Below are 14,787 nucleotides of genomic sequence, written 5' to 3' on the forward strand. Positions count from 1 at the left end.
CGGACGGATGTGAGCGTCGGCTACCTGGATCGGCCGGCCGAGAGCGGGGCGCGTCTGCGGTCGGTGTTCGACTCCTCGCCGATCGGCATGGCCGTGTGTGCCCCGGACGGGTCCTGGCTGCGGGTCAACCCCGTGGTCACGGCCCTGCTGGGCTACTCCGAGCCGGAACTCGTGAAGCTCGGCCTGGCGGCCATGACCCATCCCGATGACCGTCATATCGAGCAGGAACACCGCACCGAACTCCTCGACGGCCAGGTCAGCAGCTACCAGGCGCAGCTGCGGCTGCTGGCCGAGGACGGGCGCGCGGTGCCCTGCCTGCTGGCCGCGACGCTGCTGCGGGACGACAACGGCGTACCGGAGCAGATTTTTGTTCAGATCGTCGACCGCACCGCCGCCGTGGCCACCCGGGAAGCGCTGCTGCGCAGCGAGGCGCAGTTCCGGGCGGCCTTCGACGCCAGCCCGCTCGGCGCCGTGATGGCGGGCGCCGACGGCGTCATCCACCGGGTCAACCCGTCCTTCGAACAGCTGCTCGGGCGGCCCGCGGCCGATCTCATCGGCCATCACTTCATCGAGTTCACCCACCCCGAGGACCGCACGGAGAACGAGCGGGAAAACCAGCGGGTGGGCGCGGCGCCGGGCACGGTGGCGGCTTTCGACAAGCGTTATGTACGGCCGGACGGCGGCGTCATCTGGGCCCGGGTCAGCCTGACCAGCATCCCGGGCGCGGACGGTGCCGTCGACCTGCTGTTGCAGTGCGAGGACGTCACCGCGCGCAAACTCGCCGAGCAGACGGCCGCGGTCGAGGCCCAGCGGCTGCGGACCACGATCGCCGTGCAGCGGGAGGTGACCGCGTCCGCGGCCGACCGCCCCTCGGTGCTGCGGCTGATGGTCGACCGCGCCCTGCAGGTGCTGCCGACCGGGGATTCGGCCGTGGTGCTGCTCATCGAGCCGGACGGCGCGACGCTGCGGGCGGCGGCCGGCACCGGCGCGCTCTCCGCCCACCTCATCCCGAGCCTGCCGCTGGCCGGTTCGCTGGCCGAGCCGGCCATCGCCACCGGCGTGACCGTGCGCACCGGCGACGCGTCCGCCGACTCGCGCGGCAACCAGCGGTTCAGCGCCGCCACCGGAACCCGTTCGCTGATGCTCGCGCCGCTGCGCACCCCGCACGGCTCGCTCGGCGTGCTGGCCGTGGCCGCCCAGCACACCGACGCGTTCGACGACGCCGACGAGCAGCAGCTCACCCTGCTCGCCGACGCGCTCGCCGGGGCGCTGCGGCACGCCGACGACGCCGCGCACAAGCAGGACCTGCTGGCCCGTGCGACCGCGGCGGTGCAGGAGCTGGAGACGGAACGCACCGCGGTGCTGGCCGCGCTGGACCGGCTGGCCCGCAGCGAGCACCGGTTCGCCGAGGTCTTCGAGCACAGCCCGGTCCCCAAGATCGTGATCGGCCTGCGCGGCCGGGACCGCGGCCGCATCCAGCTCGCCAACCCGGCCTTCCTGCGCCTGCTCGGCTACTCCATCGAGCAGCTCGGCGCGGTGCAGCTGCCGGTGCTGGCCCTGACCGCCGCGGACACCGAGGGCGAGCGGGACGGCCGTCCGCCACCGGCCCGCGAGGCCGAGCTGCGCCGCGCCGACGGCAGCCTGGTCATCGTGGCCGTGCACCTGATCGCCATGCCCGACGACCAGGGGCCGCAGTCCGCCGTCGTGCAGCTGCTCGACGTCACCGCCGAACGCAAGGCCCGGGCCGACCTGGCCCGCAGCGAGGAGCAGTTCCGCACCGCCTTCGACGGCTGCCCGATCGGCCTGCTCATCGCCGACGAGCACGGCCAGTTCCAGCAGGTCAACCCGGCCGCGGCCGCGCTCGCCGGCCTGCCGCGGGAACAGATGGTGAACCTGACCCACCGGGACGTCACCGATCCCGCCGACCTGGACGAGGCCACCCTGGGCCGGCTCGCGCTGCTGCGCGGCGCCCACGACGTCTGTTACGACGGCCGGTTGCGCCGGCCCGACGGCACGATCGTCTGGACCCGGGTCACGCTGTCGCTGATCCCCGGGCCGGCGGGCCGGCGGTGGCGGCTCGTGCAGCTGCAGGACATCTCGGCCGAGCGGGCCGCCGCCGCGAACAGCGAGCGGGAGGTGCAGCGGCTGCGCGCCACCCTGGCGGTGCAGCGCGAGGTCACCGCCGCGGCCGGCGAGCGGGACGCCGCGCTGCGGGTGGTCGCCGAGCGGGCCGTGCAGGCGTTCGACGCGGCCGACGGCTCCGCGGTCGAGCTGGTCGACGGTGATGATCTGTACTACCAGGCCACCGCGGGCTCACTGACCGCCGCGGCCGGCGTCCGGGTGCGGATCCAGGGCTCGCTCAGCGGCCGGGTGCTGGTCACCGACGCGCCCGCGCACTGCGCCGACACCACCGACGACCCGCGCGTCGACCGGGCCGCCTGCGAGCGCCTCGGGATCGGGTCCATGCTGATCGCGCCGCTGCACGCCGACAACCGGGTGATCGGCTGCCTGAAGATCTCCGCCACCCGCGCGCACGTCTTCGACGACACCGACGAGCAGCAGCTCGCGCTTCTCGCCGACAGCCTCAGCTCGGCGCTGCGGCATGCCGACGACGCCGAGCGCAACGCCGAGCTGCTGGCCGAGCGGACCCGCGCGCTCGCGGCGCTGGCGGCCAGCGAGACCCGGTTCCGGCTGGCGTTCGACAACTCGCCGCTCGGTCTCACCCTGATCGGCATGGCCGACCCCGACCGCGGGCGATATCTGCAGGTCAACCCGGCGATGAGCGCGATCACCGGCTACCGGGCCGACGAGCTCACCGAGATGACCTACAAGGATCTGCTGCACCCCTCCGATGTGCCCGCCGACGAGGTGGTGAGCGACGCGATCACCGCCGGGCTCGCCCCCTACCGGTCCGAGATGCGCTACCGGCACAAGGACGGCCACGTCGTGTGGGTGGCCACGGCCGGCGCGCCGGTGCTCGACGAGCACGGCCGGCCGCTCTACGTGGTCAGCCAGGTCGAGGACATCACCGCCAAGCGGGCCGCCGACGCCGAGCTGCGCCGGCAGGCCCGGCTGCTCGAGCTCATCCCGGCCGCGGTGATCGTGCGCGACCCGGACGGCACCATCCGCTGGTGGAACGCGGGCGCCGAGAGCCTCTACGGCTGGCCGCTCAGCGTCGCGCAGGGCCGCCGGACGCACCGGTTGCTCGCCACCGGCTTCCCGACCAGCCGCGGCGCCGCCGAGGTGGAGGAGGGCCTCGACCGGGACGGTCACTGGGCCGGCCCGCTGGAGCACCTCACCGCCGACGGGCGGACCGTCGCCGTGCTCAGCCGGCAGGTGCTGCACCGGCCCAGCGCCGGCGCCGATCCGCAGGTCCTGGAGATCAACACGGACGTGACCGCCGCCCGCGCCGCCGAGATCGCCCTGGCCGAGAGCGAGCAGCGGTTCCGTGCCCAGTTCGCCAACTCGGCCGCCGGCCAGGTCATTCGCAGCCTCGACGGCAGCCCGTCCCAGGTCAATCCGGCGTACGCGGCGATGCTGGGCTACCCGCCGGAGGTTCTCGTCGCGCTGCCGGACTCGGAGCTGGCGCACCCGGACGACTTCGCCGCGATCCGCAACGCGATCGCCGGCCTGTTCGCGGGCGCCGCGACCTCCTACACCCATGAGGGCCGCCTGCGGCATGCCGCCGGCCACTGGGTCGACGCGTCCGCCACCATCTCCCTAGTCCGCGACGACGCCGGCCGGCCCAAGAACATCATCGGCGTGGTCACCGACATCTCGGCGCGGCGGGCTGCGGAGCGGGCCCGCGACGCCGCCGCCGCCGCGCTGAGCGAGCGCAATTCCGAGCTGGAGGCGGCCAACCAGCTCAAACTCGACATCATCGGGATGCTCGGTCATGAGATCGGCAACCCGCTCCAGTCGATCCGCGGCTACGCCGAGCTGCTCTGCGACAACCCGCCCGCGCTGGACGAGGCTCGCCGGGAACGGGCGATCGACGCGATCTCCCGGCAGGCCGGCCGGCTCGACGAGATCGTCCGCGAGGTGCTCGCCATGGTCAGCATCGACGCCGGCACGATCAGCGCGATCCGGCAGGAGCTGTCGCTGCGCGCCGAGGTGGAGAAGGTCCTGGCCGCGACCGACCTGGAACACATCACGATCGCCGGCGCCGACGCCCGGGTGCTCTGCCACCCCGGCCACCTGCAGCAGATCCTGGTCAACCTGCTCTCCAACGCGGCCAAGTACGGCGGTGGCGTCACCGCGATGCGCTTGGTCGGCGACGGGCACGGCCACGCGAGCGTGCAGGTCGAGGACAGCGGGCCGGGTGTGCCCGAGGAGTTCCGGCCGCACCTGTTCGAGCGGCTGACCCGCGCCGACCGGGACGCCGCCAGCAGCGTGAAGGGCACCGGTCTCGGCCTCTACATCGTGCAGGGGCTGGCCCAGGCCAACCACGGCGGCATCCACCACGAGCCGAACCCGGCCGGCGGCTCCCGCTTCGTGGTGACGCTGGAGACGGTCGCGTTCGGGGCCGGTACTGACTGATCACGGATAGAAGACTTCCGGCGGCGTGCACGGCGGAGCTAGCGTCGATCGGGGCGGTGTCGTCCCGCTGCGCTCCGGGGAGACGCCGCCATGACTGAGAGCTATTTCCCGCCGGCCCCGACCGCCGGCTTGCGTGAGTTCCGGGTGTTCGGTGCGTCCATGCCCATCCGGCTCGAGATCCCGGCGATCGGGGTGAGCGCCGGCGTGGTGCCGATCGGGGTGTGCGCCGACGGTTCCCTCGACCTCCTGCCGGCCATGGGCGACACCCCCGCCGCGTGGTACAGGGAGTCACCGACCCCCGGCGAGATGGGGTCGGCGCTGATCGCCGGGCCGGCCATCGCGGCCGACGGCGCCCCCGCGGTCTTCTACCGGCTGCGGCTGCTGCGCCCCGGCGACCGGGTCGCGGTGCGCCGCGCCGACCACCGGGTAGCCCGGTTCGCGGTCTCCGGCGTCGGCGTCTACCCGACCGAGGCGCTCCCCGCCGACCAGGCCTACGGCCCGCCCGACCAGCCCACTCTGACCCTGATCACGGTCGGTGGGGCGCAGGACCGGAGCCTCGTGGTCTCGGCTCGGTTGCTGCCGGAGGAGTGACTCAGGGCCGCCACCACGGCGGCCGATCCTGCTGACGTGAAACTGGTGCACCGGGTCCCGCCGCGGGTTTTCGGGCTGCTGCTGATCGTGGTGGCGGCCGTCTTCGCGGCCCAGCAGCTGTCCGTCATCCTCACCGACTGGATCGTGCCCGGGATGGACTACCTGCCGCTGCGCAACGCCGCCACCGACCTGATGCACGGGGCCTCGGTCTTCACCGACCCGCTCTTCGTCTACCCGCCCACCGCGGCGGTCCTGCTGCTGCCGCTCGCCTTCGGCTCGGCGTCCGCCGCGTTCGCCGGATGGGTGCTCGCCGGTGTCGCGGCGCTGCTGCTGGCCGCGCTGCTGGTGGCCCGGGCCGCGCCGCGCCCGCACCGGCTCACCGTGTTCGGCGTGGCCGCCCTCGGCCTGCTCGGCGGCATCATCGGGTCCCGCTCGCTGTTCCTCGGCAACCTCAGCGAGCTGCTGGTGCCGGCGGCGGTCGCGATCCTCCTCGCTTTCCACCGCGGCCGCTGGACGCTCGGCTGCGCCCTGCTCGCCGCGACCCTGCTGATGAAGCCGCTGCTCGTCCCGCTGCTGCTGGTGCCACTGCTGCACCGGCAGATCCGGGCGCTGCTGGTGACCATGCTGCCCGCCGGGGCGCTGCTGCTGCTCGCCATCGCGCTGGTGCCCGGCGGCCGGGAGTTCCCGCACGTGCTGCGCTACGTCGCCGGCGGCACCAACCTGCACGGCGCCAACGCCGTCAACAACCTGTCGCTGCGCGGCTGGGCCGAGGGCCAGCAGGTCCCGCACCTGGTCGGCGTCGTGGCCGCGGCCGCGGTGGTGGCCGCCCTGCTGTGGCGGGTCGGGTGGGCCGGCGGCCACCGGCTGTCGCCGATCTGGCTCGGCAACGTGCTGCTGCTGGGCACGTTCCTGGCCGGTGGCATCTCCGAGGTCCACTTCCTGCTCATCGCGGACGCCGGGATCCTGCTCTTCATCGTCGTGCACCGCCTGCCGTCCCGGATCTGGCTGCGCTTCCTGCCCGGCCTGGTGCTGCTGGCGCTGCCGCCCAGCTACATGGACGTGCTGCTCGGCGTGCGCAACGACGGCCAGACCTGGCTCGTCGGCGCGGAACTGCTGCTGTTCGTGGCGCTGCTGGCCACCCCGGTCGGGGGAGTCCGGCCGGCGGTCCGCCTGCGGCGTGCGGTGGCGGTCCCCGCGTGACGGTTCTGATCCGCTTCCGGTGGGTCGTCGCCGCGGTCCTGGGCGCCCTCGCCGGCGTCGTCACCCGCACCACCCCGCCGGACGCCGCCGACTTCGCGCGCTTCGCCGGCCTGCTTCTGCACGGCCGGTTCGCCGAGGTCTACGCCGACCCGTGGAACCAGGCCGGCCCGGCCCAGCTGCTGATCTGCCGGCTGCTCATGGCGGGCGCGCAGGCCGACGGCACCCCGGCGCTCGGAGTCGCCGCCCTGGTCGGCGCGGCCCTCGTCGCCGGCGCGATGTGGCTGTGCCGCGATCACCTCCATCGCGAGGTGCTCGCCGGTGGGCTCGCGCTGATCTGGGTCGCGTCCCCGCTGCCCTGGAACGGGCATCCGGCGGAGCTCGCGGTTCCGCTGCTCTGGGCGTACGCCATCAAGCTCTCCCGTCTTTCCTCCCGGAGAGGTGATCTCGCCGCCGCGGCCGTCCTCGCGCTCGGCGTGGCGATCGCCCCCTGGGCGATCCTCGGGGTTCCGTGCCTGCTCGCCGGCGCGCCGCTGTGGCGGGCCGTGCGGACCGGGATCGTTGCCGTCGCGCTCGGCGTCGCCGGCTATCTGCCGTTCGTGCTGACCGGCCATTTCGCGATGTTCCGGCTGCACTGGGGGATCAGCGCCGGGACGCTTCCGTCGCTGCTCGGCGTGACCGACGTGACCTGGGCGACGCGCCTCGTGCAGGGCGCGATGGTGGCCGGTGGAGTCGCGCTGATCGCCCGCCACTGCCGGCCCGATCCGCGGGCGGTCGCGATCGTCCCGCTCGCCGCCGGGCTGCTGCGGGTGGCCACCGATCCGGTCTACTACACGTACTACTGGTTCCCGGTCGCGGTGGCGTCGGTGCTGCTCATCGCGGTCGACCGGCGGCGGCCGCTGATCGCCGTCGCGCTCGGCTACCTGGTGCTGCTGGCCGAGTCGGGGAACTGGATCGTGTGGGGGTCGCTCGGCGCACTGGGGCTGCTGCTTGTCTCGGCCGGAAAAAGTCGGGCAAGCGGGGCAACCTTTCCGGCGGTGGTGGCCACCAGGTAAGCATGTCGATCATCCCGTCCCCCCACTCGCACCGGCGCCTCCCCTCGCGGCGCCGGCGCGGTCTTCTCGCCGGCGGTGTCGCCGTGGTGGCCGCCCTCGCCGGCGTCGGCCTGTTCGGTGGCCAGCCCTGGGCCGCCGCGGCCACGAACATCACCTACGACACCGGCAGCGGCATGACGTTCGTGGTCAACTCCACGAACGGCAACATCACGTCGCTCAAGCACAACGGCACCGAGCTCACCCAGTCCGGCCAGGCCGCCGGGCAGTTCGAGTCGGGCTGGTCGTCGGCCGCGGTCACCAGCAAGACGTTCAGCAACGGCTCGCTTCTGGTCACCGCCGCGAACAGCGACATCGGCGTGACGATGTACTACTTCGCCCGCAAGAACGACAACACGATCTACATCGCCACCGACATCGCCAAGGCGCTGAACCCCGGGGAAGCCCGCTTCATCACCCGGCTCAGCTCGTCGCTGCTGAATACGTCGCCGGTCGCGGCTCGCACGGCTTCTACCACTGCGACCGTTGAAGGTTCAGATGTCTTCAGCTTCGCGAACGGTCAGACCGCGTCGAAGTTCTACAGCTCTCAGCGGCTCATCGTGCAGCAGCCGTTCGGAGCCTCCGGGAACGGCCATGGAGCGTTCATCATCCCCGGCAGCAACGAGATGACCTCGGGCGGACCGTTCTTCCGGGACATCGAGGTGAACGACACCGGTGGCGCGGTCAACATCACCCACTACATGTTCAGTGGGCACTACGACACCGAGGGCCTGCGGCTCGGGCTGCACGGGCCGTACGCTCTCGCCCTCACCGACGGGGCGCTGCCGGCCGGGCGCAGTCTGGACTTCCTCTCCGCGTACATCCCGGGGCTGCTGGCCAACACCGCGCGTGGCGGCGTCAGCGGAACCGCCGGCGGGTCGTGGAACGGCCTGACCGGGACCGTCGCCCTGGCCGGCCCGAACGGCCAGTACTGGGGGCAGAGCAAGGCCGGCCAGTTCCTGATCGGTCACGTCCGGCCCGGCACCTACACCGCGACGCTGTACGCCGGTGAGCTCGCGGTCGGCGCCACCAAGTCCGTTACCGTCACCGCCGGAGCGACCAGCACCCTCGCCCTGACCGGCGACGTGCCGGCCGCCGGCACACTGCTGCAGCTCGGCAAGTTCGACGGCACCCCGGCCGGCTTCAAGAACGCCGACAAGATCGAGACGATGCACCCGTCCGACTCCCGGATGTCGGCCTGGACCGGCGCGGTGACCTCGGCTGCCACGCTGCCGATGGCCTCCTTTAAATCCGTCAATTCGCCGGTCGCGATCATCCTGCCGCTGACCTCGGTTCCGGCCGGCGGTGTCAAGGTCCGGATCGCCACCACCGGAGCGTTCGCCGGTGGCCGGCCGGCCCTCGCGGTCGGCAGCTTCACCTCGCCGGCCTCGGCCTCGCCGGCGCCGACCAACCTCAACTCGCGCGGGGTCACCCGTGGCACCTGGCGGGGCGTGAACGTGACCTACACGTTCACGGTTCCGGCGAGCGCGCTCAAGACCGGCAACAACACCCTGTCGGTGTCGACGCTGAGCGGTTCGAGCGGGGACACGTTCCTCAGCCCGAACTTCATCTTCGACGCACTGGCGGTGGACCCGGCGTGATCTCCCGCGGCCGGCGCCCGCTTCGCGGACGCTGACCACACCCACCTGCGGGATCGCACGTCGCCGGTGGCCCGGGCGCCGGGACACGCCCGGGCCACCGGACTGTCCTACATTTCTCTTTGCGCAATCTTGCCCTATGGGCATGTATTGATGGATGCTTGGCGCACACACATCCGGAGGGGACGTGGACAGCGCCGGCCATCTTTTTGAGGTGGGCCGCTTCGTGCGGCAGAGCAAGCAGCAGTGGCAGCACCACCGACCGGGCGTGCCGGCCGGACTGCTCGCCGGCCTCGCCGTGATCGAGTCGGTGTTGCCGGACGGATGCCACGCCACGGAGCCGGCCGAACGCTCCGGGCTCGACCCGTCCACGGTCAGCCGGGCCATCGCCGGCCTGGTCGAGCACGGTCTGGTCGCCGGGCGCGCCGACTCCGGCGGCCGGCGGGCCACCGCGCTGCAGGTCACCGAGGCGCTGGCCGATGCCCGGGACTGGTTCGCCACCTTCCGGCGACAGGCCCTCGTCGGCTGGCAGCCGTCCGAGGTCACGGCGTTCGCCGGCAGCCTCGAACGCTTCCTCTCGGATGCCCGATCCCGCCACCGAGACTGGGAGGCCGCGCGATGAGCGCACCCACCACATCACCACCCGCGCCCGCCGCCGAGGACATGACTCACCGGCAGATCCTCGAGGCGCTCAGCGGCCTGCTGCTGGTCCTGTTCGTCGCCATGCTCAGCGCGACCGTGGTCTCCACCGCCCTGCCGAAGATCATCGGCGCCCTCAACGGCAGCCAGACGCAGTACACCTGGGTGGTCACCGCAACGCTGCTCAGTGCCACCGCGACCACCCCGATCTGGGGCAAGCTCGCCGACCTGTTCAGCAAGAAAGCCCTCGTCCAGATCGCGATCGTCATCTTCGTGGCCGGCTCGGTCGTGGCCGGCTTCAGCCAGAGCGCCGGCCAGCTCATCGCGGCCCGCGCCTTCCAGGGCATCGGCGTCGGTGGCCTGCAGGCACTGGTCCAGGTGGTGATCGCGGCGATGATCCCGCCGCGCGAGCGTGGCCGATACAACGGTTACCTCGGCGGCGTGATGGCCCTCGCCACGGTCGGCGGTCCGCTGCTCGGCGGCCTGATCGTCGACACGTCCTGGCTCGGCTGGCGGTGGTGCTTCTTCGTCGGCATCCCGTTCGCCGTGGTCGCCCTGATCCTGCTGCAGGCCACCCTGCACGTGCACACTTCACGGCGGGAATCGGTCAAGATCGATTACGCCGGCGCCGTGCTGATCGCCGCCGGAGTCAGCACCCTGCTCATCTGGGTGTCCTTCGTCGACAGCACCTTCCCCTGGCTCTCCTGGCAGACCTTCGCCATGGTCGGCGGCGCCGTCGTGCTCCTGGCCCTGGCCGTCTGGGTCGAATCCCGGGCCGCCGAGCCGGTCGTGCCGCTGGACATCGTCCGCGAACGCACCACGGCACTGTCCATCGTCGCCAGCCTCGCGGTCGGCATGGCCATGTTCGGCGGCGCAGTCTTCCTCGGCCAGTACTTCCAGATCGGCCGCGGCTACAGCCCGACCGAGGCCGGCCTGCTGACCATTCCCCTCATGGCGGGCGTCCTGATCTCCTCGATCATCACCGGCCGCATGATCACCAAAACTGGCCGGATCAAGCCGTACATCATCAGTGGCCTGGTTGTTCTTCTCGCCGGTTTCCTGATGCTCGGCACCATCGACCACCAGACCTCCCTGGTGTTCGTCGGCGCCGGCATGCTGCTGGTCGGCCTCGGCGTCGGCGCCAGCATGCAAAATCTCGTCCTCGCCGTCCAGAACACGGTGCCGCTGCGCAACATCGGGGCCGCGAGCGCAACGGTGGCGTTCTTCCGCTCGATGGGCGGCGCGATCGGCGTGTCGGTGCTGGGCGCGGTGCTGGCCAGGCGGGTAACTACCCAGATCACCCACGACCTGGCAGCGGCCGGCATCCCGACCTCCGGCGGCGGCGAATCCAGCAGCCTGAACCTCAACGGCCTGCCGCCCGCCATCACCCACATCATCCGCGCCGCCTACGGCGACGCCACCGGCCACATCTTCCTGATCAGCGCGGCCATCGCGGTGGTCGGATTGGTCGCGGCAGCGTTCCTGAAGCCGGCCCCATTGCGTACGAGCCTGGACCTCCCCGCCCCGGACGCACCCGCCCCCACCCCGTCAAGCCCTGCATCGCCCCCACCCGCGGCATAGCCCCCGGCGTCGCGCGTAAGTCGGCGGGTGCCGCGCTCGTCCTTCCGAGCCGGCGCCCGCCGACAGCGTTTCGGCCCCCGTCTCCGCAGCCGGCGATCTTTCGCGACCTGGCACAGCCCGGTTTCCTTGAACTTGGCGTCTCGGACCGTGGTTGTGGCACCGGTATCCAGGATTTTGGGCCGTCCGCGCGCGGCGAGACCCCAACATTCTGGAGCTGGGCGTGACCACGCCTCCGACACGATCCGGACCGGCGCTGACGTGCCGCGCTCGCCACACTCGCGCCTGGCCTGGCTGAGCCCGGCGCCGGTGCCGCCGGTCAGGGCGGTGGTGCGCTGCGGGCAGGGTTGGTGATGCGGGCAGGGCGGTGGTGCGGGCAGGGCGGTGGTGCGGGCAGGGCGGTGGTGCGCTGCGGGCGAGGTTGGTGGTGCGCGGCGGGTGGTGGTGCGGGCAGGGCGGTGGTGCGCTGCGGGCGAGGTTGGTGGGTGCGCGGCGGGCATAACTGTGCGGCACCGCTGGTGGAGCGGCGTTGCGCGGTGCAGCACCCCGGGTGGCGCGGTGCTGCAACCGCGAGTGGTGACCGCTGTCGGCCGGTGGGTCAGCGCTGGTAGGTCACGGTGCGGCCGGCGTCGTGGAAGCCGACGGCGTGGTAGAGGCGGCGGGGGACCGGGTAGGCGTCGTCGCCGCGCGGGCAGACCACGGCCAGTGTCGCGCCGGCCGCGCGCATCGCGTGCAGGCAGGCCAGGCTGACCGCCGCGCCCAGACCTCGCCGGCCGTGCTCCGGGTCGACGCCGACCGGCTCGAGCAGGGCCACGTGGTTGACGTCGTCGATCCAGCCCAGCGCCGACCCGACGAGGCTGCCGTCCGGGGCCTCGACGACCAGGTCGAGATCGGAACGATAGGGCCAGTGGCCGATGATCTCGCCGTACCGGGCGGTGGTCATGCCGGACCCGCCCTCGCCCAGATCCACCGGCGGTACCTGCATCTCGCCGAGCCGTTTGAGCTGCCACGCGGCCCGGTGCACGGCAGCGCGCGCGGCCAGCTCGCCCGGCCGGACGGAGCGCACCTGGTAGCCCGCCGTGATCTGCGGCGCCGGCAGCGTGTCGTCGAGCTCGCGCAGGCAGTGCCGGAAGAACGTCGTCGTCTGCGCCGGCCGATATCCGGCCGCCGTCAACCCGTCGATGGCGGCCGCGTCGGTCTCCATGACGGTGACCGACTTCTCGTCGTCGCCCGCCATCTCGTCGAACCACGCCAGCACCGCGCCGACCAGCTCCGGCGGCGCCGCCATCTCGAGGCCGTTGCCCGCCGAGAACCACGCCCACGCGGCTTCGTCCCACAGCGCGATGGTGCGGTCCGGCATGGACGGCCGCTGCCAGGCCAGGTCACCGATGTGCCAGTGGCTGTCCGGGTTCCAGGCGCGCTGGACGATGCGCTGCATGGCGGCCAGGTCCGCCGGGCCGGAGTAGTCGCGCGGTTTCATCGGGCCACCACCGTCTTTCCGACCCGCTCGCCCCGATGGTCCTGGCTGATGCGCACCTGGTGGGCGCGCCCCAAGGTGTCGACCACGTCGGGATCGGTGAGCACCGGCACCACGGTCGCGGCCGGGATGGAACGGTTCGTCGTCATGGCACACGATTGAACCAGCTCACCGGCCGGCCGGCTGGCCCTGCGCGTGAGCTTCACCGGTCTGCCGGATCGCCGGGGATGATCAGGCCGGTCTCATAGGCGACCACCACGGCCTGCGCGCGGCTGCTCAGGCGCAGCTTGAACATGGTGTGTTTCAGATGGGTCTTCACGGTGGCTTCGCTGACCACGAGGCGGGCGGCGATCTGGTTGTTGGTCAAGCCGTTGCCGACGAGGCGGAGCACCTCGGCCTCGCGGACGGTCAGCTCGTCGAGGCGGCGGCTGCCACCGGCCGAAGCGCGGTGTGCGCGGGCGTGCGTCTCGATCAGCCGGTGGGTGATGCTCGGCGCGAGCAGGATGTCGCCGGCGGCGATCGTGCGGATCGCGCCGATGATGCGTTCCGGCGGGGTGTCCTTGAGCAGGAATCCCGAGGCGCCCTCGCCGAGCGCGCCGTACACGTACTCGTCGAGGTCGAAGGTGGTCAGCACGATCACTTTCGGCCGGGGCCCGGCGGCGGCCAGGATCTCGCGGGTGGCGGCGATGCCGTCGAGCACCGGCATGCGGATGTCCATCAGCACCACATCGGGGCTCGTGGCGGCGGCCAGCGTGACTGCTTCCGCCCCGTCGGCGGCCTCACCGGCGACCGCGAAGCCGTCGGCGGCCCGGAACAGCGCGACCAGCCCGGCCCGGATCAGCGGCTGATCGTCGGCGACCAGGACGCGAACAGGCTCCTCGTGGGCGGTCATTGCTCCTCCAGGGGGAGGCGTAGCGAGACGGCGAAGCCGCCCGATGCGCGCGGGCCGGCCGTGAGAACGCCACCGTAGAGCTCGGCCCGCTCGCGCATGCCGCGGATGCCGTGCGACTCGGTGTAGGCGCGCACGGGTGGGCCGTCGTCGGTCACCCGGATGGTCAGGGTGTGCGGGCCGTAGTCGAGCGCCACCTGGGCGCCGGCCGGCCCGGCGTGCTTGAGGACGTTGGTCAGCGACTCCTGCACCATGCGGTAGGCGCACAGGTCGGGCCCGGGTGGGAGCGGGCGGGCGGGACCGCTCACGACCACCGTGACGGCCGGCCCGGCGGCGCGGGTGCGGACGATCATCTCGTCCAGCATGGCCAGGCCGGGCTGGGGGCGCAGGTCGGGCTCGTCGTCACGGTCCACGCGCAGCACGTCGAGCAGGCGGCGCAGCTCCAGCATCGCCTCCCGGCTGGTGTCGGCCACCGTGCCGATGGCCTTGCGGGCGGTGGCCTGGTCGGCATCCAGCACATATTCCGCCAGGCCGGCCTGCAACGAGATCACCGACATGTGGTGGGCGAGGATGTCGTGCAGCTCGCGGGCGATGCGGACCCGTTCGTCGGCCACCGCCCGCGCCGCCCGGGCCGCGACCAGCTCGGTGCGCCGGGCCCAGCGGCGGGTGCTCTCGCCGAGCAGCCACGCGCCCGCGATGATCAGCGCGGCCTGGGCGATCTGCGACCAGACCAGCTCGTCGCGCATCGTCAGGTAGACCAGCGCGAGCAGAGCCACCGTGGAGACGAACATCAGGGCCGCCATCCGCCGGGACCGCAGCGTCGCCACCGAGAACATGGCCACCAGCAGGCCGACCCCGCCGCTGGGCAGATCGCCGTAACCGAACAGCGAGGCTGCCGCGATCGCGGCGATGATGGTCAGCATCGTCAGCACCGGCCCGAGCTGCCGCAGCGCCACGGGCGCCACCGACAGCACGGCCAGCAGCACGGCCCACGGCCACGCGCTTCCGGGCTGCCCCGCGACGGTGGCCACGGTCAGCGCGGTCAGCAGGGTCGCGAGCAGCACATCCGCCAGCACTGGTCGCAGGAAGGTCCGCACCCGACACACGCTATCCAGGCCGGGCGCGGGCGGCATCCGCTCGGCGGGGTATCCCGTCTACCCCTCTGGTGGCAGACGGATTCCCCACAGC

The 14,787-nt window shown here is 72.6% G+C and carries 11 protein-coding genes; 7 read left to right on the top strand and 4 right to left on the bottom strand.

The window, feature by feature from the left end; translation table 11 throughout:
• The first annotated feature begins 9 nt into the window (after positions 1-9).
• The 7 genes from AB0E90_RS30850 to AB0E90_RS30880 all read left to right on the top strand — a co-directional run bounded on the left by AB0E90_RS30850 (position 10) and on the right by AB0E90_RS30880 (position 11,236).
• Positions 10-4,539, top strand: coding sequence for a PAS domain S-box protein (locus AB0E90_RS30850; protein ID WP_360413594.1), 4,530 nt, complete (start codon positions 10-12; stop codon positions 4,537-4,539).
• A gap of 90 nt (positions 4,540-4,629) precedes the next feature.
• Entirely contained in the window at positions 4,630-5,130 is a 501-nt protein-coding gene (locus AB0E90_RS30855; protein WP_360413597.1) for a sortase, read from the top strand.
• A gap of 36 nt (positions 5,131-5,166) precedes the next feature.
• On the top strand, positions 5,167-6,330 hold the full coding sequence (locus tag AB0E90_RS30860; RefSeq protein WP_360413600.1) for a glycosyltransferase 87 family protein: 1,164 nt from the start codon (positions 5,167-5,169) through the stop codon (positions 6,328-6,330).
• Positions 6,327-7,382, top strand: a complete 1,056-nt coding sequence (locus AB0E90_RS30865; RefSeq protein WP_360413603.1) for a hypothetical protein — start codon at positions 6,327-6,329, stop codon at positions 7,380-7,382. The genes AB0E90_RS30860 and AB0E90_RS30865 overlap by 4 nt, the downstream gene beginning before the upstream one ends.
• A 2-nt stretch (positions 7,383-7,384) precedes the next feature.
• Positions 7,385-9,019 carry a rhamnogalacturonan lyase B N-terminal domain-containing protein gene (locus AB0E90_RS30870; protein ID WP_360413606.1) on the top strand — a complete coding sequence of 545 codons (1,635 nt, stop codon included), beginning with the start codon at positions 7,385-7,387 and terminating at the stop codon, positions 9,017-9,019.
• 211 nt (positions 9,020-9,230) lie between these two features.
• Positions 9,231-9,638, top strand: coding sequence for a MarR family transcriptional regulator (locus AB0E90_RS30875; protein WP_360413609.1), 408 nt, complete (start codon positions 9,231-9,233; stop codon positions 9,636-9,638).
• Positions 9,635-11,236, top strand: coding sequence for an MDR family MFS transporter (locus AB0E90_RS30880; RefSeq protein ID WP_360413612.1), 1,602 nt, complete (start codon positions 9,635-9,637; stop codon positions 11,234-11,236). The genes AB0E90_RS30875 and AB0E90_RS30880 overlap by 4 nt, the downstream gene beginning before the upstream one ends.
• A gap of 595 nt (positions 11,237-11,831) precedes the next feature.
• Here the strand turns inward: AB0E90_RS30880 and AB0E90_RS30885 are convergent.
• Genes AB0E90_RS30885 through AB0E90_RS30900 form a run of 4 tightly spaced genes read right to left on the bottom strand, consistent with a single transcriptional unit; the run spans position 11,832 to position 14,696 of the window.
• Positions 11,832-12,713, bottom strand: a complete 882-nt coding sequence (locus AB0E90_RS30885) for a GNAT family N-acetyltransferase (protein WP_360413615.1) — start codon at positions 12,711-12,713, stop codon at positions 11,832-11,834.
• The gene (locus AB0E90_RS30890) at positions 12,710-12,859 is read right to left on the bottom strand and encodes a hypothetical protein (RefSeq protein WP_360413618.1); all 150 of its coding nucleotides are present in this window, start codon (positions 12,857-12,859) and stop codon (positions 12,710-12,712) included. The genes AB0E90_RS30885 and AB0E90_RS30890 overlap by 4 nt, the downstream gene beginning before the upstream one ends.
• 53 nt (positions 12,860-12,912) lie before the next feature.
• Positions 12,913-13,602, bottom strand: a complete 690-nt coding sequence (locus AB0E90_RS30895) for a response regulator transcription factor (protein WP_360413621.1) — start codon at positions 13,600-13,602, stop codon at positions 12,913-12,915.
• A complete protein-coding gene (locus AB0E90_RS30900) occupies positions 13,599-14,696 on the bottom strand; it encodes a sensor histidine kinase (protein ID WP_360413624.1) in 1,098 nt (365 codons plus the stop codon). The genes AB0E90_RS30895 and AB0E90_RS30900 overlap by 4 nt, the downstream gene beginning before the upstream one ends.
• Positions 14,697-14,787 lie beyond the last annotated feature (91 nt).

This window comes from Actinoplanes sp. NPDC026619, assembly GCF_040638295.1.
Lineage (GTDB): Bacteria > Actinomycetota > Actinomycetes > Mycobacteriales > Micromonosporaceae > Actinoplanes.